16 protein-coding genes and 2 tRNA genes are annotated in these 20,267 nt (G+C 68.5%); 5 read left to right on the top strand and 13 right to left on the bottom strand.

Features of this window, described 5'->3' with window-relative positions; translation table 11 throughout:
- Positions 1 to 128: 128 nt before the first annotated feature.
- Together ACZ4RZ_RS23850 and ACZ4RZ_RS23845 are read right to left on the bottom strand one after the other, a co-directional pair.
- On the bottom strand, positions 129 to 1,037 hold the full coding sequence (locus ACZ4RZ_RS23850; RefSeq protein WP_467747336.1) for a rhomboid family intramembrane serine protease: 909 nt from the start codon (positions 1,035 to 1,037) through the stop codon (positions 129 to 131).
- A 159-nt stretch (positions 1,038 to 1,196) separates the two neighbouring features.
- Positions 1,197 to 1,730, bottom strand: coding sequence for a peptidylprolyl isomerase (locus ACZ4RZ_RS23845; RefSeq protein ID WP_467747334.1), 534 nt, complete (start codon positions 1,728 to 1,730; stop codon positions 1,197 to 1,199).
- A 393-nt stretch (positions 1,731 to 2,123) separates the two neighbouring features.
- Here ACZ4RZ_RS23845 and ACZ4RZ_RS23840 point away from each other — a divergent pair, with 393 nt between their 5' ends.
- Complete coding sequence (locus tag ACZ4RZ_RS23840; RefSeq protein ID WP_467747332.1) at positions 2,124 to 2,843, top strand: DUF5324 family protein; 720 nt, start codon at positions 2,124 to 2,126, stop codon at positions 2,841 to 2,843.
- Positions 2,844 to 3,338: 495 nt separating this feature from the next.
- On the opposite strand, the gene ACZ4RZ_RS23835 is transcribed toward ACZ4RZ_RS23840, so the two are convergent.
- A tRNA-Ala gene (locus ACZ4RZ_RS23835) sits at positions 3,339 to 3,411 on the bottom strand.
- A 182-nt stretch (positions 3,412 to 3,593) separates the two neighbouring features.
- Here ACZ4RZ_RS23835 and ACZ4RZ_RS23830 point away from each other — a divergent pair.
- Together ACZ4RZ_RS23830 and ACZ4RZ_RS23825 are read left to right on the top strand one after the other, a co-directional pair.
- Entirely contained in the window at positions 3,594 to 4,142 is a 549-nt protein-coding gene (locus ACZ4RZ_RS23830) for a helix-turn-helix domain-containing protein (RefSeq protein ID WP_189187118.1), read from the top strand.
- Between the two features lie 145 nt (positions 4,143 to 4,287).
- On the top strand, positions 4,288 to 6,306 hold the full coding sequence (locus ACZ4RZ_RS23825) for a serine/threonine-protein kinase (RefSeq protein WP_467747330.1): 2,019 nt from the start codon (positions 4,288 to 4,290) through the stop codon (positions 6,304 to 6,306).
- Positions 6,307 to 6,322: 16 nt separating this feature from the next.
- Here the strand turns inward: ACZ4RZ_RS23825 and ACZ4RZ_RS23820 are convergent, their stop codons facing one another.
- Positions 6,323 to 7,723: a hypothetical protein gene (locus ACZ4RZ_RS23820; protein ID WP_467747328.1), complete on the bottom strand. Its 1,401-nt coding sequence runs from the start codon at positions 7,721 to 7,723 to the stop codon at positions 6,323 to 6,325.
- Between the two features lie 243 nt (positions 7,724 to 7,966).
- Positions 7,967 to 8,095, bottom strand: a complete 129-nt coding sequence (locus ACZ4RZ_RS23815; protein WP_003999697.1) for a DLW-39 family protein — start codon at positions 8,093 to 8,095, stop codon at positions 7,967 to 7,969.
- Between the two features lie 337 nt (positions 8,096 to 8,432).
- On the opposite strand from ACZ4RZ_RS23815, the gene ACZ4RZ_RS23810 reads away from it, so the two are divergent.
- Positions 8,433 to 8,801, top strand: coding sequence for a DUF6344 domain-containing protein (locus ACZ4RZ_RS23810; protein ID WP_467747326.1), 369 nt, complete (start codon positions 8,433 to 8,435; stop codon positions 8,799 to 8,801).
- A gap of 294 nt (positions 8,802 to 9,095) precedes the next feature.
- Positions 9,096 to 9,395: a site-specific integrase gene (locus ACZ4RZ_RS23805; protein ID WP_467747325.1), complete on the top strand. Its 300-nt coding sequence runs from the start codon at positions 9,096 to 9,098 to the stop codon at positions 9,393 to 9,395.
- Positions 9,396 to 9,647: 252 nt separating this feature from the next.
- On the opposite strand, the gene ACZ4RZ_RS23800 is transcribed toward ACZ4RZ_RS23805, so the two are convergent.
- The 8 genes from ACZ4RZ_RS23800 to dnaN all read right to left on the bottom strand — a co-directional run bounded on the left by ACZ4RZ_RS23800 (position 9,648) and on the right by dnaN (position 19,687).
- A tRNA-Ile gene (locus ACZ4RZ_RS23800) sits at positions 9,648 to 9,724 on the bottom strand.
- A 111-nt stretch (positions 9,725 to 9,835) separates the two neighbouring features.
- Positions 9,836 to 10,537, bottom strand: a complete 702-nt coding sequence (locus ACZ4RZ_RS23795) for a DUF3566 domain-containing protein (protein ID WP_467747323.1) — start codon at positions 10,535 to 10,537, stop codon at positions 9,836 to 9,838.
- An 18-nt stretch (positions 10,538 to 10,555) separates the two neighbouring features.
- The gene (gene gyrA, locus ACZ4RZ_RS23790) at positions 10,556 to 13,150 is read right to left on the bottom strand and encodes a DNA gyrase subunit A (RefSeq protein ID WP_467747322.1); all 2,595 of its coding nucleotides are present in this window, start codon (positions 13,148 to 13,150) and stop codon (positions 10,556 to 10,558) included.
- Positions 13,151 to 13,192: 42 nt separating this feature from the next.
- Positions 13,193 to 15,256, bottom strand: a complete 2,064-nt coding sequence (gene gyrB / locus ACZ4RZ_RS23785) for a DNA topoisomerase (ATP-hydrolyzing) subunit B (RefSeq protein WP_467747320.1) — start codon at positions 15,254 to 15,256, stop codon at positions 13,193 to 13,195.
- A 441-nt stretch (positions 15,257 to 15,697) separates the two neighbouring features.
- Positions 15,698 to 16,267: a DciA family protein gene (locus ACZ4RZ_RS23780; protein WP_467747318.1), complete on the bottom strand. Its 570-nt coding sequence runs from the start codon at positions 16,265 to 16,267 to the stop codon at positions 15,698 to 15,700.
- Positions 16,264 to 17,385, bottom strand: a complete 1,122-nt coding sequence (recF, locus tag ACZ4RZ_RS23775) for a DNA replication/repair protein RecF (RefSeq protein ID WP_467747316.1) — start codon at positions 17,383 to 17,385, stop codon at positions 16,264 to 16,266. Before recF ends, ACZ4RZ_RS23780 begins: the two co-directional genes overlap by 4 nt.
- Before the next feature lie 132 nt (positions 17,386 to 17,517).
- Positions 17,518 to 18,393 (bottom strand): phosphogluconate dehydrogenase (NAD(+)-dependent, decarboxylating), encoded by an 876-nt coding sequence (gene gnd / locus ACZ4RZ_RS23770; RefSeq protein ID WP_467747314.1) that lies wholly within the window; start codon positions 18,391 to 18,393, stop codon positions 17,518 to 17,520.
- Positions 18,394 to 18,556: 163 nt separating this feature from the next.
- Positions 18,557 to 19,687 (bottom strand): DNA polymerase III subunit beta, encoded by a 1,131-nt coding sequence (gene dnaN, locus ACZ4RZ_RS23765; protein WP_399083209.1) that lies wholly within the window; start codon positions 19,685 to 19,687, stop codon positions 18,557 to 18,559.
- Positions 19,688 to 20,267 lie beyond the last annotated feature (580 nt).

Below are 20,267 nucleotides of genomic sequence, written 5' to 3'. Positions count from 1 at the left end.
GAAAACTCGGGTCAGCGACAGGGGGCACAGCTGTTCCCACACAGCGTGCACAAGATCCGCCACGATCTGTGGACAACATCGGTTCCTCAGGTGAGCCGAGCGCTCTCTCAGGTGAGCTGTGGGGCTCCTCAGGTGAGCTGAGCGGTCCTGACCAGCGTCGCGACCACCACGGCGACCAGGACCAGGGCGCTCACCCCGTACTGGGTGAGGTTCCGGCGCTCGCGCGGCGCGTGAACCATCGCGTAGCCGACGAGCACGCCGCCGATGAGGCCGCCGATGTGGGCCTGCCAGGCGATGTTGAATCCGGGGCTGAAGGTGAAGATCAGGTTGATCACCAGCAGGGCGATGACCGGGCGCATGTCGTAGTTGAGCCGGCGCAAGAGGACGGCGGTCGCGCCGAAGAGGCCGAAGATCGCGCCGGAGGCGCCGAGCGACGGCTGGTTGGGCGCGGCGAGGAGGTAGCTGAGCGCGCTGCCCGCGAGGCCCGACACGAAGTAGAGGGTGAGATAGCGGGCGCGACCGAGGGCGGCCTCCAGGGGACCGCCGATCCACCACAGGCTGAGCATGTTGAACAGGATGTGGATGTAGCTGCCGTGCAGGAACATCGACGTCAGCATCCGGTACCACTGGCCCTCGGCGACGCCCTGGAGCTGCCCGGAGAGCAGCGCGCGTCCGAAGAGGTCGAAGCGGTCGGTGAAGGCGTCGCCGACCGACAGTTGGACCAGGTAGATGGCGAGGTTGATGCCGATAAGGATCTTGGTGACGAGCCGGGGGTCCGCGGTGACGGTGCCGCCCGCGAGGGTGCGGGGCTGGGTGGCCGCCGGGGAGTGGCCGGTGCCGGATCCGCTGCGCACGCAGTCGGGGCACTGGAAGCCGACGGAGGCGCTGACCATGCACTCGGGGCAGATCGGGCGCTCGCAGCGGGTGCAGCGGATGCCGGTCTCGCGGTCCGGGTGCCGGTAGCAGGTAGGCAGGCTCCGGGCGTTCTGCGGTTCCTGATCCCGCGGGTCCTGCGGGCTGCCTGGCGCCTGGTCCATGGGGTCCCCTCAATCTCCGTACGACGGCTCGCGCGCGGGCACACCGGGTCCGTGTGCGCAACGCACCGCCCCGTCCATCCTTACGGATGAACGGGGCGTTTGGTTCCCTGCGGGAGCCTTCGGACTCGGCGGTGCCGAGCCCTGGCGTGCCGCTGGGGCTCAGCCCTCGCGGGTCTCGACGAGGACCGACTCGATGACGACGTCGTTGACCGGGCGGTCGGTGCGCGGGTTGGTCTGGGTGCTCGCGATGGCGTCCACGACCTTCTGGCTGGCCGGGTTGGCGACCTCGCCGAAGATGGTGTGCTTGCGGGTCAGCCAGGCCGTCGGGGAGACGGTGATGAAGAACTGCGAGCCGTTGGTGCCCGGGCCGGCGTTGGCCATGGCCAGCAGGTACGGCCTGTCGAAGGCGAGGTCCGGGTGGAACTCGTCCTCGAACTGGTAGCCGGGACCGCCGGTGCCGTTGCCCAGCGGGTCACCGCCCTGAATCATGAAGCCGCTGATCACCCGGTGGAAGACCGTGCCGTCGTAGAGCTTGTCCGCGGACTTCACACCCGTCTCCGGGTTGACCCACTCACGCTCGCCCTCGGCGAGCTCGACGAAGTTCCGGACCGTCTTGGGCGCGTGGTTCGGCAGAAGCCGGACTTCGATGTCGCCTTGGTTGGTCTTCAGGGTGGCGTAGAGCTGCTCGGCCACGATCTGCCTTCCGTTGCCTTCTTTTGACTCCCCGATCCTCGCACGGACAGGGCCGCACGTCGCCCGACCACCACCTCTGGGCGGCTGTCCGTGCGTCGCGGTTGCAGAAAACCAGGCGAGTCCCCTCGGGACGGGGGCGCGTCGCGTCGATCCGTGGCATTGTCGACGACAAGCTCCCGTTGCCCCGTATTAATCCGCTATTGCACGTGATCGACACCCGACCGGGTCCCGTTCCGGAGTCACCCGTAGTCAGTACGCGTGACCCGGATGCCCGTCCTCACATGCCCCGGACCTCGTGGGCGGGCATGATCCCGATAAGGGTGGAAAGGTGAACTGTGTGTCATTGGGGGTACCCGAACCCCCGACGTACGCCACCGAGGAGGAGGAAAACCCGTGACCCGCATCGACAGCGTGCGCGCCGCGACCGGCTCGGCGAAGGACAGCGTGCTGCACGCCGCGGAAGTGGTGGCGCCTTACGCCGACACGGCCAAGGACAGGGCCTCGCACTATGCGCAAGAGGCACGCGTACGGCTCGCACCTAAGGTGTCGCAGGCCGCCGAGCAGGCCCGCGTGCAGTACGACGCCCATCTCGCGCCGCGCCTTGAGCAGGCCCGTACCCATGTGCCGCCGAAGGTGGACCACGCCGCCCATGAGGCCGCCATCCGTACGCGCAAGGCGGCTCGTCAGGCCGCCGACTATTCCAAGCCGCGGATCGAACAGGCCGTGGCCGCGGCCCAGCCCGTTCGGGAGGAGGCCGCCTCGCGCGGTGTGGCGGCACTGGCCGCGCTGCGCGGCCAGGTCTCGCCGAAGGAGATCCAGAAGCTGGCCCGTAAGCACGAGCGGCGGGCGAGGGCCGGCCGGCTCGCCAAGGGACTGGCCGTCGTGGGGATTCTGGCGGCCGGCGCCTTCGCCGCCTGGAAGTGGTGGGACAAGCAGGCCAACCCCGACTGGCTGGTCGAGCCGCCCGCAGCGACCGAGGTTCCGGCAAGCGATCGTCTGAGGTCGGTCGACGGCAGCGGTCCGTCCGACCTGGACCCCGAGGTCCAGGCCAAGGAGGCCAAGGAGGCCAGGGAGGCCGAGGAGCAGGCGGCGAAGCGCGACGACCGCCGCTGAGCGCGACCTCACTCAACGGCGCCGTGGGGCAGAAGACTTGAAGCTCTTCTGCCCCACGGCGCTGTTTCACGTGGAACAGGCGTGAGACCGACACACGAACGCCGGTGAGGCAGATTTACGCATACTGCCCGCGATGACGTTTGCAACGGCCTACGTGTGCAGTATCCGTGCAGATCTTGTTGACGGAGTGTGACGCTCCGGCTACTTCAGCTCATTCACGCCAGCTCACACAAGGCTCCAGCGTCGAGCGGCGCCCCCACATGCGGCGCCTCGATCGCCGGCGCAGCGGCTGCAGGGACATCACTCCCCGCATCCATTTGCGCAAAGGACTGCAACGCCCGCAAAGCCTCGTTTGTGACACACGTCACCGCTCATGCTCGCGTCGCCCCCACCGCATCCCCCACGGCCGCACGCACCGCGACCGCCGCGGGAAGAAAATGGGACATACAAAAACCGGCCAGGCCGCCGCAAGGGGCGCCTGACCGGTCCGAGGTGTGGAGCCTAGGGGAGTCGAACCCCTGACATCTGCCATGCAAAGACAGCGCTCTACCAACTGAGCTAAGGCCCCGGAAGATGAGCGTCCGGCCGCAAGAAACACCTGCCGACGGGCGCCGCAGACCAGAGTACCGGGTCACCCCCGGGATCTCGCAAAAAGATTGGGGGTCCCCGTGGACGACCACTCTCCGTAAGATGCTCGACGTGGTTCGCTACAGCGAACCGCGGTACTTGGGGAAGCGATGGGGAGACGCAATGGACGCCGCACAGCAGGAAGCAACCGCAAGAGCCCGGGAGCTGCAGCGGAACTGGTACGGGGAGCCGTTGGGGGCGCTCTTCCGTAGGCTCATCGACGATCTGGGTCTCAACCAGGCGCGTCTTGCCGGGGTGCTGGGCCTGTCCGCGCCCATGCTGTCGCAGCTGATGAGCGGTCAGCGCGCCAAGATCGGCAATCCTGCGGTGGTCCAGCGTGTGCAGCTGCTGCAGGACCTGGCGGGGCAGGTAGCGGACGGCAGCGTCAGCGCCGTCGAAGCGACCGAGCGCATGGACGAGATCAAGAAGTCGCAGGGGGGATCGGTGCTCAGCAACACCACGCAGTCGACGACGAGTTCGGGTGCGCCGACGGTCAAGCGGGTGGTCCGGGAGATTCAGTCGCTGCTCCGCTCGGTGGCGGCCGCCGGGGACATCATCGAGGCGGCGGACACCCTCGCCCCGACCCACCCGGAACTGGCAGAGTTCCTCCGGGTGTACGGCGCCGGCCGTACCTCCGACGCGGTCGCGCACTACCAGTCCCACCAGAGCTGAGCAGGCCGCCCGGCCGCCGAACGCCCGGCCGCTGAAGGCTCGGCCGCTGAAGGCCCGTTACACCTTCCAGCCGCCGCAAGTCAGGCAGCCGGGCACCTCGGAAGAGGTCTCCGGACCGACCGCCGAAGGGGAGCGACGCACGACCATGGGTGAGGTCTTCGCAGGCCGGTACGAACTGGTCGACCCGATCGGACGCGGGGGAGTCGGTGCGGTCTGGCGCGCCTGGGACCACCGGCGGCGGCGGTATGTGGCTGCCAAGGTGCTGCAGCAGAGCGACGCGCACGCGCTGCTGCGCTTCGTGCGGGAGCAGGCGATGCGGATCGACCATCCACATGTGCTCGCTCCCGCCAGCTGGGCCGCCGATGACGACAAGGTCCTGTTCACCATGGATCTGGTCGCCGGCGGCTCCCTGGTCCACCTGGTCAATGACTACGGCCCCCTGCCTCCCCCCTTCGTCTGCGTCCTGCTCGACCAGCTGCTGGCGGGCCTCGCCGCCGTGCACGCGGAGGGCGTCGTGCACCGCGACATCAAGCCCGCCAACGTGCTGCTCGAAGCGACCGGCACGGCTCGGCCACGGCTGCGCCTGTCCGACTTCGGCATCGCGATGCGGCTGGGCGAACCACGGCTTACGGAGACCAACTACGTCGTGGGAACGCCCGGTTACTTCGCCCCCGAGCAGATGATGGGCGCCGAACCGGACTTCCCTGCCGACCTGTTCGCCGTCGGTCTGGTCGCCCTCTATCTGCTGGAGGGGGCCAAGCCCGACGCCAAGGCGCTGATCGAGTACTTCGCCGAGAACGGCACGCCGTCCGCTCCGCGGGGCATACCCGAGCCGTTGTGGCAGGTCGTGGCCACGCTGGTGCAACCCGATCCGCACGCGCGGTTCCGTACCGCCACCGGGGCGCGGAAGGCGCTGGTCTCGGCCGCCGAGCTGCTGCCCGAGCCCGGGCCCGACGACGAACTCGTCGAGGTCTTCGACCAACTCGGCCCGCTCCCTGAGGGGTTCGGCCCGAAGGGGCCGCTGCGAGCAGCGCCGGGGCCAAGCACCGGGGGCTCGTCGTCCGGGACGCATCCGGGCGCGCCGGAAGCGCCACAACTCGGCCCCGACGACACATCCTCTTGGCCTGGGCCCGACGACACACCGTCCTGGCCCGGACGCGACGACACACCGTCCTGGTCCGGCCCCGAAGCGGACTCCGGCTCCAACTCCGTGCCGGTGCCCAGCTCCGGCCCAGGCTCTGGTCCGGGCTCTGCTTCCAACCCCGGTCCTGGCTCGGCCTCCGGTCCTGAACCCGGCTCCGGCTCCGGCTCCGGCTCCGGGCCATGGCACCACGGCTCGGGAATGCTGTCTCACGACGCCGTTTCCGGGAGCGTCTGGCCCGGGTCCGGCACCGACGGCGTACGCCCGGACCTCCGCACGGGGCACGTACGGCCGGAGTCCACCTCCGATCACGTACGCCCCGAGGTCGCCGGCCATCGCGGGCGCCCGGAGTCCACCCCCGATCGCGTACACCCCGAGCCCGCTGCCAGTGACGTACAGCCGGAGTCCGTCCTCAGCAGCGTACGGCCAAACCCCGCTCCCGATGACGTACCACCGCACCCGGCTCCCGACCCCGACACCGTCCCCCCACAGCCGTCCACGATGTCGGACACCGGCAGCTTCCACCTGCCGCCACCACAGCCTGCTGCTCCCGACACGCAGTCGCAGCGGCAGGCGCGGCCTCAAGGCCACGCGCAGCCCGAGCCACAGCCCCAGCAGGCATGGCAAGAGACGCAGCTGCAGCCGGCTCCCCACCATCCGCGACCCCAGCCCGAGCAGCCGCCCACTCCCCCCACCGCGGTCGCGCTCCCGGCGCAAACTCCCCTCTACACCCCGCCCTTCGAACCCACGCCGACTCCCACTGCCACCCCCACACCTACGCAAGTGCCCTCCCCCCATCGGGCCGCGGCTCCTTCCGCCGCGATGCCGCAGCACGCGTACGCCTCTACTGCTTCATACACCGCTCGGTCCGCGCAGGTTCCGCCTCAGGCGGGGGCAATTCCGGAGCACCGCGCCAGGCGCGCACGGCCGCGTCCAGGGCCGCCCGCGAAGGTTGCCGTCCCTGTCCTGCTGCTCGCGCTGGCCTGTTTCGCGGTGGGATTCTGGGCGCTTGCCCAGATCTGAGCGGGGCCCGCTGAAGTCACCGGCCCCGAGGCGCCCCGCGCTCCCAGGGCGCGTGCATCGGAGCCGAAGCCGTATCCGCGTCCTCCGGCGGCACCCCCGCCCGCCGCCGCGCGACCGCCATCCACACCCCGAGCCCCAGCACCAGTACGCTCCCCGTGCCGATCCCGCCCGCGGCGACCAGCCTCATCGTGCCGCGGCCACTGCCACTGCCGCCACGGCTTCCGGTGGCGGGCGCACCGCCCACCGTGCCGTCGGCCGCTTCGTCGGAGTCCCCCGCCGGCAGGGCGAACGCGTCGCGGGGCTCTGGCTGCCCCGCGTACGCGGGACCTGTCCGCGCCGTTCCATCGACGCGCACGCGCAGTGTCAGCCCGAACGGCCCGTCGCCGATCTTGTCGGCGACCTGCGCGGAAAGATGGACCACGAGGTAGTACGAGCCCGCGAACCGCATCCCGCTCACGCGGTCGTTGAGGGCGTAGCGGTTCTCGTACGCGACAGGGGGCAGCGGATCGAGCGCGGCGGAGCGCTGGCTGCCGTCGTAGCCGGAGCCCACGTCGTCGACGAAGCCGCGTACGGGGTTGTAGAGGGACATGACGAGAGCGGTGCCGACATAGCCGTTACCGCGGCCCGAACTGCCCAGATCTGCCGTGGCGTAGAACTGTTGTCCCCAGCCGACGGGCACCTTGTAGAAGAGCGTCTGTCCGGGGCTGATCCCGTCCTGCCAGATTCCCTGCCTCAGCGAACTCGCCGTGGTGAATCCCGCGCCGCCCCTGCGGCGCTTCGGATTCCCCGCGAGGGCGTCGGGCGACGCAGAGTTCCAGACCTCAGGAGCGCTTGTCGAACCGGCCGCTTTCTTCAGGGCGGGCTCCGACACGTAGCTGAGCTCCAGGTCCCAGTCGCCGGACGGGGAGTTCGCCGTACCGCTGCGCTCGACAACCACGTAGTACGTGCCCGCCGTCTGGCAGGCGTACTGATCGCCGCCCGTCTCGCGTGACGCCCAGGCGGCGATGGGGTGGGGGCTCTGGGTGGCGCCGAAGTGGGCGGTTCCCGAGAAGGAGCAGTGGCGGCTGTTGGCGTCCTGCACGGACACCTTGACGCCGTCCGAGTAGGAGACCGTCGTCCCCGGCCTGGGGACGGCGGTGGCCGAGACGTACGCGTTGGACGTGGCGTCGAGTTCGAGGCGGTAGTAGAGCTTGCCGTCCCTGCCTATGGAGCTCTTGTAGGTCCTGCCCGGCTCAAGCCGTGCGGAGTTGGTGGTGTCCGTCGTGCCCTTGACGGTGGTGGCGTCCTGAGCGAAGGCGTACGGCGTCGGTATTCCGTCCGCGGCGGCCTGCCCCGCCGCCCCCGCGAACATCGCACACAGCGCCGCTGCGACAGCCACGAGCGCCCGGCCGTACCACCTCACCGTGCGCCGCCCCATCACGCGCCACCCCTCGTCCCTCGTCAAAGCCCCGGACCGTGGCCCATACTGCCCCGCCGACCACCGCGCTACCCGTGCTATCCGTACGAGCGGCCGAAAGGGAGCTTCTACTGAGCCCTCACCCTCACTCGCACGTTGCCAACGCAAGCAATTCGTTTGCTTAGGTGAATCCGAGGTTTCCCGGACAACACAAAACCCCGACCGCAAGGCGGCCGGGGTCTGCTCTGAGACTGTTGTCGATGCTCACGAACCCGTGGGCACGGAGTCAGTCGCCTCCGTCCACAGATCCTGCTCGGCGCGATCCGCCTGGATCTGGCGGTACACGAGGAGCCCGCCGATGGCGGCCAGTGCGACCAGGAGAAGCTTCTTCACCGCGCGACCTCGTCTTTCGTTGACGTAGGGGACCTCTGGCGCCCGACTATACACACCGACCGATATCGATCGGTGACCTGGATCGCCCCTCAACTCCCGTCCGGAACACAGCAATAGATCCGGACGCGACCACTCCGATCGAAGAGCCACCACAGGGTGATCACACCTCACAGAAAGTGACTTTCGCCGCGATCTCTGACTTTTCGGGTCTCTTGCGGCCATCCGGGTGGTGTTCATCTGAACATCGACGCGCCACGGGCGTCGGTACACCACTTCGCGGCCCGCATACACATCATGAGGAAAGTACGCAAATCGCCTGACCCGAAAGTGAGGGGCCATGACCCAGAACAAGGTCATGAAGCTGTGGACCGCCTTCGTCACCGCCTTCCTGGCACTGTGCACCGCGCTCGGACTCATCACGACCACCGAGGCCGCCGCTGTACCGCAGGCCGAGGCGACGCGCAACAGCGCGGCCTCCCTGACACTGCCGGCGATGTCCTACGGGACCTGGTCCAACAGCCGCGCCCTGCCCCCCACGATGAAGCAACGCATCCGCGCCGAGGCCCACGGCTCCTCGCCGAGCTGCCGCCACCGCCCGCCCGCCGACGACGCCATGGCGGACCTCGCAGCCCTCTGTGGTCCACAGGCCCTCGCCAAGGCCGACACGGAGCTCGTCACGGAGCCCATCACGCCCCTCCAGCTCTGAGCGCGCGGCACCACCCCACGGCACCCCTGACGTAGCGGCGAACTTGCGTACAAAGCCACACAGGGCGAATGCCCGGCAACTCGTATGAGTTGCCGGGCCTTCCGCACGCCTAGGCACCCCCGGCTGAATGGTTGCTGCCAATCGGCAAGGTTGCTGTACTTCTCTGCTGTACGGCTTCGGTGGCTGCCTAAAGCCTCGGAGCCAACCGGCCTATCCGCGTGTTGACTGTTCTCGACTCGGGGCCGCACGCCGCTGCGGCCTCAGGGCTCGGCCCTGGCGCCGAAGGCCGGTGGGATGATCGACCCGATGGGCTTCTCGCGGAGCTTCAGCCGCCTGGTGAGCCGCGCCGGCGTCCGCCGCATCACGGTCCGGCTGGCCCGCCGCACCTGCGGGACCCTGGTCGCCTTCCTGAAGGTCCATCCAAAGGTCGCGCAAGCGGTCCTGCGGCACAGCCAGATCAGCATGATCATGGACGTCTACACGTACGTGGTCGGGTCCGACGAGCGGGAAGCCGTCACGCTGCTCGCAGAGCTTCTGGAAGATCCACTCATCGGTCAGCGCGACCCGAGGAAGCTGTCAGCCGTGATCGGATGAGGACTAGTAGGGATCCGGACCATCGAAGATGAGCCCCAACATCAACAGGATCCCTGTGAGCACCACGATGATGAACGCACCCAGGAGGATCCAGCCGCAAGAGGCCTGATCCAGCTTCCCGCGTTCAAAGGGATCGTCGTAGCTGGGGTGGCTGCTGCCCGCTCTCTCGGGATCAGTCGTCGCGCCTCATGGGTTGATGTCAGTCGTAGATGTCGAAGACCCCCAGGCTTGATCGCCTGGGGGTCTTCGTGCTGGTGGGGCTAACAGGATTTGAACCTGTGGCCTCATCCTTATCAGGGATGCGCTCTAACCAACTGAGCTATAGCCCCGCCGCGCTTTGCGGTGTGTGTCCCGCGCGCTGACCTCTGAAGATTAGCGCACGACGTGGCCAGTCCCAAAATCGATAGTCGGCGGACGTTTGAGAGGGCGCCTCCCGGCGTCTACTCGTCCTCGGCCAGCGTCAGCTCGACGCCCCCGACAAAGCCCGCGGAGAGGTTGTAGATGAACGCGCCGAGGGTGGCCAGCGCAGTGGCGAGGACCACGTCGATGACCGCGATGACCGTGGTGAACATCAGGACGTGAGGGAGCGAGAGGAAGGACTGGAGGTCGAATCCGTTGGATTCGTTCGAGCCCGTCGCCTCCGAGATCGTGCCGCCGACCGTCGAGAAGACGCCCATCGCGTCCATGACCATCCACAGCACCGCGGCCGCCACGATCGTGCAGATGCCGAGCGCGATGGAGAGCAGGAAGCTGACCTTCATCACCGACCACGGGTCGGCCTTGGCGACCCGCAGCCGTGCCTTGCGCGTGCGCGGTGTCGTACGCGCCCCGGTGCGCGGCCGACGGACCGCGCCCGCCGGCGGCTGCTGAGCGGGGTACGCCTGCGGCGGGTGGTACGGCTGAGCCGGCTGCGGCTGCCGCTCCCCCGGAAGCGGCGAACCCGGCGGCGGCGAGCCAGGCGCCGGTGGCGCCGCGGCCGGGGCCGCTTGCCCGCCCGCGTACTGCTGGGCCTGCGGGCCTCGGGTGTCCGTCACAGTTCCCCCCTGGGATCCATGAGAGTCATGGGAGTCAGTATCCGTGGCGGGGCCACGGCCGCCGTCCGTTTCCGTACCGGTCGATCCGGCGCCCGTGGCTCCGCTCACGATGACTCACTCCTCGCGCTACTCGGCCGAGGACGGCTCGCCCTCGTCCGTACCGACGGCCTCCACGCCCTCGGCGGTCTCGTCCACAGCGACATCGCCGTCGACTTCCTCCGCCTCGCGACCGGCCTCGGCGTTACGTGCGATACCGACCACGGCATCGCGCTTGCCCAGGTTGATCAGTTGGACGCCCATGGTGTCACGGCCTGTCTCCCTGACCTCGTTGACTCGCGTGCGAATCACACCGCCGGACAGTGTGATGGCGAGGATTTCATCCGTCTCCTCGACCACCAGCGCGCCGACGAGCGATCCACGGTCCTCGACGATCTTGGCGGCCTTGATACCGAGGCCGCCGCGACCCTGGACGCGGTACTCGTCGACGGCGGTCCGCTTCGCGTACCCGCCGTCTGTGGCAGTGAACACGAACGTACCGGGTCGAACAACATTCATCGAGAGGAGCTGGTCTCCCTCGCGGAAGCTCATGCCCTTGACGCCCGAGGTGGCACGGCCCATGGGGCGCAGCGCATCGTCCGTAGCGGTGAACCTGATCGATTGCGCCTTCTTGCTGATCAGAAGCAGATCGTCCTCTGCCGAAACCAACTCGGCTCCGATCAGTTCGTCGTCGGAACCGTCCTCCGTTTCACGGAGATTGATCGCGATGACACCGCCGGAGCGCGGGGAATCGTAATCCTTCAGGGGCGTCTTCTTCACAAGACCGCCCTTGGTGGCGAGGACCAGATAAGGCGCCGCTTCGTAGTCGCGGATCGCGAGGATCTCGGCGATCGCCTCGTCCGGCTGGAAGGCCAGCAGGTTGGCCACGTGCTGTCCACGCGCGTCACGGCCGGCGTCGGGAAGCTCGTACGCCTTCGCCCGGTAGACGCGGCCCTTGTTGGTGAAGAACAGCAGCCAGTGGTGCGTCGTCGACACGAAGAAGTGGTCGACGATGTCGTCTTCCTTGAGCTTCGTGCCGCGTACGCCCTTGCCGCCGCGCTTCTGGGACCGGTAGTCGTCCGTCTTCGTGCGCTTGACGTAGCCGCCGCGCGTGATGGTGACGACGATGTCCTCTTCGGCGATCAGGTCCTCCATGGACATGTCGCCGTCGAAGGGCACCAGCTTGGAGCGGCGGTCGTCGCCGAACTTCTCGACGATCGCGGCGAGTTCCTCGCTGATGATGCCGCGCTGACGCACCGGCGAGGCGAGGATCTCGTTGTATTCGCGGATCTTCGTCTGGAGTTCGTCGTGCTCCTGGATGATCTTCTGACGCTCGAGGGCGGCCAGCCGGCGCAGCTGCATCTCGAGGATCGCGTTGGCCTGGATCTCGTCGATCTCCAGGAGGCCCATCAGGCCCTCGCGCGCGATCTCGACAGTGTCACTGCGCCGGATCAGCGCGATGACCTCGTCGATGGCGTCCAGTGCCTTCAGCAGGCCGCGCAGGATGTGCGCGCGCTCCTCGGCCTTGCGCAGCCGGAACTTCGTACGGCGGACGATGACCTCGATCTGGTGCGTCACCCAGTGGCGGATGAACGCGTCGAGCGACAGCGTGCGCGGGACGCCGTCCACCAGCGCCAGCATGTTGGCGCCGAAGTTCGTCTGCAGATCGGTGTGCTTGTAGAGGTTATTCAGGACGACCTTGGCGACCGCGTCCCTCTTGAGCACGATCACAAGACGCTGGCCCGTACGGGACGACGTCTCGTCGCGGACGTCCGCGATGCCGCCGACCTTGCCGTCCTTCACCAGGTCGGCGATCTTCTGCGCGAGGTTGTCGGGGTTGACCTGGTAGGGGAGCTCGGTGACCACCAGGCACTGGCGGTTCTGGATCTCCTCGACCTCGACGACCGCGCGCATCGTGATGGAGCCACGGCCCGTGCGGTACGCCTCCTCGATGCCCTTTCGGCCCACTACAAGGGCGCCGGTCGGGAAATCGGGACCCTTGATGCGCTCGATCAGCGCGTCCAGGAGCTCCTCGTGGGAGGCCTCCGGGTGCTCCAGGTACCACTGGGCACCGGCCGCGACCTCACGCAGGTTGTGCGGGGGGATATTGGTCGCCATGCCGACCGCGATGCCCGCGGAGCCGTTGATCAGCAGGTTCGGGAAGCGGGACGGCAGGACGGTCGGCTCCTGGGAGCGGCCGTCGTAGTTGTCCGTGAAGTCGACGGTGTCCTCGTCGATGTCGCGGACCATCTCCATCGACAGCGGCGCCATCTTGCACTCGGTGTACCGCATGGCGGCGGCTGGGTCATTGCCCGGAGAGCCGAAGTTGCCGTTGGAGTCCACCAGCGGCATCCGCATCGACCACGGCTGCGCGAGGCGGACCAGCGCGTCGTAGATCGAGGAGTCGCCGTGCGGGTGGTAGTTGCCCATGACGTCGCCGACGACGCGGGCGCACTTGTAGAAGCCCTTCTCGGGCCGGTAGCCGCCGTCGTACATGGCGTACAGGACGCGGCGGTGGACGGGCTTGAGACCGTCCCGGACGTCGGGCAGCGCGCGCGACACGATGACGGACATCGCGTAGTCGAGGTACGAGCGCTGCATCTCGGTCTCGAGCCCGACGGGCTCGACGCGCAGGACGATCTCGCCGCCTTCTTCAGGCGTACTGGGGGTGTTCTCGTCGGCCATTGCTGGTGAAGATCCTTTCTGGTGCGGTCAGCTGAGACCGACTCAGATGTCGAGGAAGCGGACGTCCTTGGCGTTGCGCTGGATGAACGCGCGGCGCGCCTCGACGTCCTCGCCCATGAGGACCGAGAAGAGGTCGTCGGCCTGGGCGGCGTCATCGAGGGTGACCTGGCCGAGGACGCGGTGCTCCTGGTCCATCGTCGTGATGCGCAGCTCCTCGGCGTTCATCTCACCGAGGCCCTTGAAGCGCTGGACCGAGTCGTCCCTGATGCGCTTGCCGTTCTGGCGGCCCAGCTCGATCAGCGCGTCGCGCTCGCGGTCCGAGTACGCGTACTCGAAGTCGTCCCGGCCCCACTTGATCTTGTAGAGCGGCGGGCGGGAGAGGAACACGTGCCCGGCCTCGACCAGCGGCCGCATGAAGCGGAACAGGAAGGTGAGCAGCAGCGTGTTGATGTGCTGGCCGTCGACGTCGGCGTCCGCCATCAGGATGATCTTGTGATAGCGGAGCTTCTCGATGTCGAAGTCCTCGTGGACTCCGGTGCCGAAGGCGGAGATCAGTGCCTGGATCTCCTGGTTCTGCAGGATCTTGTCGATCCTGGCCTTCTCGACGTTGAGGATCTTTCCTCGGATCGGGAGGATCGCCTGGTACTGCGGATTGCGGCCGGACTTGGCCGAGCCGCCGGCGGAGTCACCCTCGACGATGAAGATCTCGCACTTGGTGGGGTCGTTCGACTGGCAGTCGGAGAGCTTGCCCGGCAGGGACGCCGACTCGAGCAGACCCTTGCGGCGGGTGAGGTCACGCGCCTTGCGGGCCGCCACGCGCGCGGTGGCGGCCTGGATGGACTTGCGGATGATGTCCGCGGCCTCGTTCGGGTTGCGGTCCAGCCAGTCGTTGAGGTGCTCGTAGACCGCCCTCTGGACGAAGGTCTTCGCCTCCGTGTTGCCCAGCTTGGTCTTGGTCTGGCCCTCGAACTGGGGCTCGCTCAGCTTGACCGAGATGATCGCGGTCAGACCCTCGCGGATGTCGTCGCCCGTGAGGTTGTCGTCCTTCTCGCGGAGCAGCTTCTTGTCGCGCGCGTACTTGTTGATCAAGGAGGTCAGCGCCGCGCGGAAGCCCTCCTCGTGCGTGCCGCCCTCGTGGGTGTGGATGATGTTGGCGAAGGAGTACACGCCCTCGCTGTAGCCGCTGTTCCACTGCATCGCGACCTCGAGGGACAGGCTCTTGTCCTTGTCCTCGGCCTCGAGGTCGATGACGGTGGGGTGCACCGCGTCTCCCTTGCGGGAGTTGAGGTACTTCACGAAGTCGACGATGCCGCCCTCGTAGTGGTACGTGACGGTCTTGACCTCGTCCTTCTCGTCAGCACCCGCCTCGTCCGCCCCGGCGGTGGCCTTCGCCGACTCGCGCTCATCAGTGAGTTTGATCGTCAAACCCTTGTTGAGGAACGCCATCTCCTGGAAGCGCCGCGAGAGCGTCTCGAAGGAGTAGTCCGTGGTCTCGAAGATGTCCGCGTCGGCCCAGAAGGTGACCGAGGTGCCGGTCTCGTCCGTGGCCTCGTGCTTGGCGAGCGGGGCCGTCGGGACGCCCATCTTGTAGTCCTGCGTCCAGCGCTGACCGTCGGTCTTGACCTCGACGGAGACCTTGCTCGACAGGGCGTTCACGACGGAGACGCCGACGCCGTGCAGACCGCCGGAGACCGCGTAGCCGCCGCCGCCGAACTTGCCGCCCGCGTGCAGGACCGTCAGCACGACCTCGAGGGCCGGCTTGTTCTCGGAGGGGACGATGCCCACCGGGATGCCGCGGCCGTTGTCGACGACGCGCACGCCGCCGTCGGGGAGGATCGTCACGCCGATCGTGTCCGCGTGGCCGGCCAGCGCCTCGTCGACGGAGTTGTCGACGACCTCGTACACGAGGTGGTGCAGTCCGCGCTCACCGGTCGAGCCGATGTACATGCCGGGTCGCTTGCGGACCGCGTCCAGACCCTCGAGGACGGTGATGGCGCTGGCGTCGTACGAGGCTGTGACCTCGCCATTGGCGCCGGCGTCGGTGGACGGGATGTTCTCGTTGGGGTTGCCGGAATCGGCCACGAAGCGCCCTTTCTGGCACAGCACAAGCCAAGCTCCCGGCGGGTGGCCGGAGTGGCTGCGGCGTGTTGCGTTGGTAAGCCTTAGTCAGCGTTGCACACCATTTCCCGATGGTCCCCGCAAGCGGGGCGGGATTAGCTTCCAGTCTACCGGTAGCGCCGACAGTGATGGGGGTTTGCCGGTACCTGAGTCCGCATGTGCCGCCCTGAACCGGTCTCGCCCGACTCCCCATATGCGGACCCGGGCCCAAAGCGGCTCACAGCGGCACTCAGCGCTTCCGGGTGTCAACCCTTGGCTACTGCGGAGTCAGGTCGGTGTTCGCAACCGCATGCACTCGCCCGTGAGCGGCGGCCGGGGCCGCTCCACGATCGGCTGTGACGCACGGCCGGGGCCGCTTCACGATCGGCCGCAGCGAAAGGCCGGGGCCGGTCAAGATCGGTGGTGACGGACGGTTCCCGCAGGCCGCGGTCACCCGTAGGTGTCGCCGGGACCCGTGCTGCCGGGAGCGCGCAGGGGCCCGAAGCGGCGCGCGGGACCCCCGGGGCCCTGCACCTTGATCAACCGCACCGTGCCGTGCCCGAGGTCCTGGTTCAGCCGCGCGACCAACTGCGGGGCGAGCAGGCGCAGCTGGGTCGCCCAGGCGGTCGAGTCGCACTGCACCGTCAGCACCCGCTCGTCCTCGTCGTAGCGCTGCGGCACACAGTGCTTGGCCAAGTCGTCGCCGACGATCTGCGGCCAGCGGCCCATCACACCGCCCACCGCGGCCGGGGTCTCCCAGCCACGCTCGGTGAGCAGCCGATTGATGGCAGCGCCGAGCGCCATCGGGTCGCGCCCGTCGGCGCGCGCGCCGGAGCGCAGGCCGCCGCGCCGCGCCTGCTTCTTCTGCTGCGCCGCGTCCCCACGCGCGCGTGCCTGCTCCTTCGCGGCGCGCAGGGCCACGCGCGCGAGGTCGACGCCGGAGGGCTCGGGGGTCTTCTTCCTGGGTGATTCGCCGGATGCGCCTTCGGGCGCGTTTTTTCCGGGTGTGTTCTCCGTCATACGCGCTCCACCGTGCCCTCGGACACGGTGTACCGCGTCCCTGCCAGTACGTCCGGTACGTCGCCGTCGACCGCGGCGGTCACCAGCACCTGCTCGCCCGACGCGACGAGTTCCGCGAGACGCTCCCGCCTACGCGTGTCGAGCTCCGCGAACACGTCGTCCAGGACCAGCACCGGCTCATTTCCCTCGGCCCTCAGCAGGTCGTACGAGGCCAGGCGCAGCGCCAGCGCGTAGGACCAGGACTCCCCGTGGGAGGCGTATCCCTTGGCGGGCAGCTGACCGAGTTTGAGAAGCAAGTCGTCTCGATGGGGTCCTACCAGGGTCACGCCCCGGTCGATCTCCTGCTTGCGGACCTCGGCGAGCGCCGCCATCAGCTGCTCGTACAAGTCCTCGCGCGTGTGTGCCTCGCCGGGCGCGGACGGCTTGTACTCCAGCGCGATCGGCCCGCCACCGGGCGCCAGCTGCTCGTACGCCTTGTCGGCCAGCGGCTGGATCGCGGAGATCAGGTCGAGCCGCTGGGCGAGCAGTTCGGCGCCCACGCGCGCGAGGTGCTGGTCCCACACGTCGAGCGTGGACAGATCCATGGTGCGGCCACCGTGCCGCCGGGCCAGCGCGGCCGACTTCAGCAGGGTGTTGCGCTGCTTGAGGACCCGGTCGTAGTCCGAGCGGACACCCGCCATCCGCGGGGAGCGGGCGGTGATCAGCTCGTCGAGGAAGCGGCGCCGCTCACCGGGGTCCCCCTTGACCAGGGCGAGGTCCTCGGGGGCGAACAGCACAGTTCGTACGATGCCGAGGACGTCACGGGGTCTGACCTGCGAGGACCTGTTGATGCGGGCGCGGTTGGCCTTGCCGGGGTTGAGCTCCAGCTCGACGAGCTGCTGGCGCTCGCCCTGGCGGATGTTGGCCCGGATGATCGCGCGGTCGGCGCCCATGCGGACGAGCGGCGCGTCCGAGGAGACGCGGTGGCTGCCGAGGGTCGCCAGATAGCCGACCGCCTCGACCAGGTTCGTCTTGCCCTGTCCGTTGGGGCCCACGAACGCGGTGACGCCCGGGTCGAGCGGGACCTCGACCCGGGCGTACGAGCGGAAGTCGGCCAGCGACAGATGCGTGACGTGCATGGTCGTTCGCCGACCTCCCCCAGCGTGGTGTTTCGGTTCTTCTTCCCGACGGCCGGGTCTGCCCCGGCCCTCAGGTTTTTCCCCCGGCTGTGGACAACCGGGGGCCCCCGGGTGGCGAACCCGGGGCGCGGATCAGGCCTTCTCGACGGCGTGGCCGCCGAACTGGTTGCGCAGCGCCGCGATCATCTTCATCTGCGGCGAGTCGTCCTGCCGCGAGGCGAAGCGTGCGAAGAGCGACGCGGTGATCGCGGGGAGCGGCACCGCGTGGTTGATGGCCGCCTCCACGGTCCAGCGGCCCTCGCCGGAGTCCTCCGCGTAGCCCTTCAGCTTCTCCAGGTGCTCGTCCTCGTCCAGCGCGTTGACCGCGAGGTCGAGCAGCCAGGAGCGGATGACCGTGCCCTCCTGCCAGGAGCGGAAGACCTCGCGGACGTCGGTGACGGAGTCGACCTTCTCCAGGAGCTCCCAGCCCTCGGCATAGGCCTGCATCATGGCGTACTCGATGCCGTTGTGGACCATCTTCGCGAAGTGGCCCGCGCCGACCTTGCCCGCGTGCACCGACCCGAAGTCGCCCTCGGGCTTGAGGGCGTCGAGGATCGGCTGCACCTTGGCGACGTTCTCGGCGGCTCCGCCGTACATCAGCGCGTAGCCGTTCTCCAGGCCCCAGACGCCGCCGGAGACGCCGCAGTCGACGAACCCGACGCCCTTGATGCCCAGTTCGACGGCGTGCTTCTCGTCGTCCGTCCAGCGGGAGTTCCCGCCGTCCACGACGACGTCGCCCGGCTCCAGCAGGTCGGCCAGTTCGTCGATGGTGGCCTGGGTTGCGGCACCTGCCGGGACCATGACCCACACCACGCGCGGGCCCTTGAGCTTGCCCACAAGCTCTTCCAGGCTGTGGACATCGGCGAGGTCCGGGTTGCGGTCGTATCCGATGACGGTGTGGCCTGCGCGGCGGATCCGCTCGCGCATGTTGCCGCCCATCTTGCCGAGGCCGACGAGACCGAGCTCCATCAGTTGTTCCTTAGGGGTTGCGACGTGGCGTGAGGGCACTCTCGTACCTGGTCCGAGCCTAAACCCGGACGCTCACGCACACCTGTGGGCATAGCCGCTCAGGCGAACGCCCCACCTGCGGATTCGCCCGCCGGGCCGTGCGGACCGGCGGGCGCGCAGTACTTCAGCCGCTCAGGCGCACCGGCATGATCAGGTACTTGTAGGCATCGTCCGCCTCGGCGTCCACGGCGGGCTTGCCGCTCAGCAGCGCGGGCTTGGTGGACGTCGTGAAGGAGAGCTGGGCCACCGGAGAGTCGATGGCGCTCAGGCCGTCGAGCAGGAACGTCGGGTTGAAGGCGATCGAGATGTCGTCGCCCTCCAACTGGGCGTCGACCCTTTCCACAGCCTGTGCGTCGTCGCTCGAGCCGGCCTCCAGGATCAGCACGCCCTGCTCGAAGCTGAGCCGCACCGGGGTGTTCCGCTCGGCGACCAGGGCCACACGCTTGACGGCCTCCACGAAGGGGGCGGTCTCGATCACGGCCACGGAGTTGAACTCCGTCGGGAACAGCGTGCGGTACTTCGGGAGGTCGCCTTCGAGCAGACGGGTGGTCGTACGCCGCCCGGCGCCCTCGAAGCCGATCAGGCCCTCGCCCGCGCCCGAGCCGGACAGCGCCAGGATCACGCTGTCGCCGCTCGTGAGTGCCTTGGCAGTGTCCAGGAGCGTCTTGGCGGGCACCAGGGCGACCGCGGACGCGTCCGGGTTCTCCGGCTTCCACAGGAACTCGCGGACCGCGAAGCGGTAGCGGTCGGTGGAGGCGAGGGTGACCGTGTCGCCCTCGATCTCGATGCGCACGCCGGTGAGGACGGGGAGGGTGTCGTCACGCCCTGCCGCGATGGCGACCTGCGCAGCGGCCGAGGCGAAGACCTCACCCGGGACGGTGCCGGTCGCCGACGGCATCTGCGGCAGCGCCGGGTACTCCTCCACAGGCAGGGTGTGGAGTGTGAATCGCGAGGAGCCGCAGACCACGGTCGCCCGTACACCGTCTGTGGAAATCTCCACCGGCCGGTTGGGGAGGGCGCGGCAGATGTCCGCGAGGAGGCGGCCGGAGACGAGGACCGTGCCCTCTTCGTCGACCTCCGCGTCCACGGAGACGCGCGCCGAGACCTCGTAGTCGAAGCTGGAGAGGCTGAGGGCGCCGTCCTCGGCCTTCAGAAGAAGGCCGGCGAGCACAGGCGCCGGCGGACGGGCCGGGAGGCTGCGTGCCGCCCAGGCCACTGCCTCCGCGAGTACGTCGCGTTCCACCCGGATCTTCACCGTTGCCGCCTCCGTCTGTTGCCGGCGCTCTCGCCCTGCTGGCCTTCGTCGTCTGACTCGGTGTCGCTCGGCCCTGTGAGGGGAAGGACACCGGGGAACAGTCTGACGCACCGCGCTGACAGTCGGTGCCTCTCGGGGTCAAGTCGTGCTGAGCGGCACCTGAGCCTCCGAGAGCGAGTTGTGCACAGCCCCGTCTTCGAAGCGATTCCCAGGCTCTCTCTAGTTGGTCTTAGTAGTAGGCCCTGTGGAAACCGTGGATAACCGTGTTTTCGCAGCTCAGAGGCGATTTTTTGTCCACTGACCCTGTGGGCGGAGGCGGTGGACAACCGGGCGTCTCTGTGGACGACGAAAAGTTCTGCACACTCGATGCACAGCCTCGGGCCACTTCTCCCCAGCACCGTCCCCAGCTTTACCCACGTTCCCCACAGGCCAACCGGACACCTTTGTGTGACGCCTTTCACTCGACACGGTGAGATGCCGCGTCGCGTTGCCGAACAGTGGACAGAGGTGTGGAGAAGCTGGGGATCACTGGGGACAACCGGCTCAGGCCTGTGGGGTGCCGGTGGACAACTCCGTGCAC

This window comes from Streptomyces sp. NPDC027189 (genome assembly GCF_055566975.1).
Note: the sequence above shows the minus strand (reverse complement) of the source record. Positions and strands in the feature narration are given on the sequence as shown.

Coding starts and splice junctions, on each gene's coding strand:
- ACZ4RZ_RS23830 (WP_189187118.1), top strand. CDS start 3,594: ATGGACGCCGCACAGCAGGAAGCAACCGCAAGAGCCCGGGAGCTGCAG.
- ACZ4RZ_RS23805 (WP_467747325.1), top strand. CDS start 9,096: ATGATCGACCCGATGGGCTTCTCGCGGAGCTTCAGCCGCCTGGTGAGC.
- ACZ4RZ_RS23850 (WP_467747336.1), bottom strand. CDS start 1,037: ATGGACCAGGCGCCAGGCAGCCCGCAGGACCCGCGGGATCAGGAACCG.
- ACZ4RZ_RS23825 (WP_467747330.1), top strand. CDS start 4,288: ATGGGTGAGGTCTTCGCAGGCCGGTACGAACTGGTCGACCCGATCGGA.
- gyrA (WP_467747322.1), bottom strand. CDS start 13,150: ATGGCCGACGAGAACACCCCCAGTACGCCTGAAGAAGGCGGCGAGATC.
- gnd (WP_467747314.1), bottom strand. CDS start 18,393: ATGGAGCTCGGTCTCGTCGGCCTCGGCAAGATGGGCGGCAACATGCGC.
- recF (WP_467747316.1), bottom strand. CDS start 17,385: ATGCACGTCACGCATCTGTCGCTGGCCGACTTCCGCTCGTACGCCCGG.
- ACZ4RZ_RS23820 (WP_467747328.1), bottom strand. CDS start 7,723: ATGGGGCGGCGCACGGTGAGGTGGTACGGCCGGGCGCTCGTGGCTGTC.
- ACZ4RZ_RS23810 (WP_467747326.1), top strand. CDS start 8,433: ATGACCCAGAACAAGGTCATGAAGCTGTGGACCGCCTTCGTCACCGCC.
- ACZ4RZ_RS23780 (WP_467747318.1), bottom strand. CDS start 16,267: ATGACGGAGAACACACCCGGAAAAAACGCGCCCGAAGGCGCATCCGGC.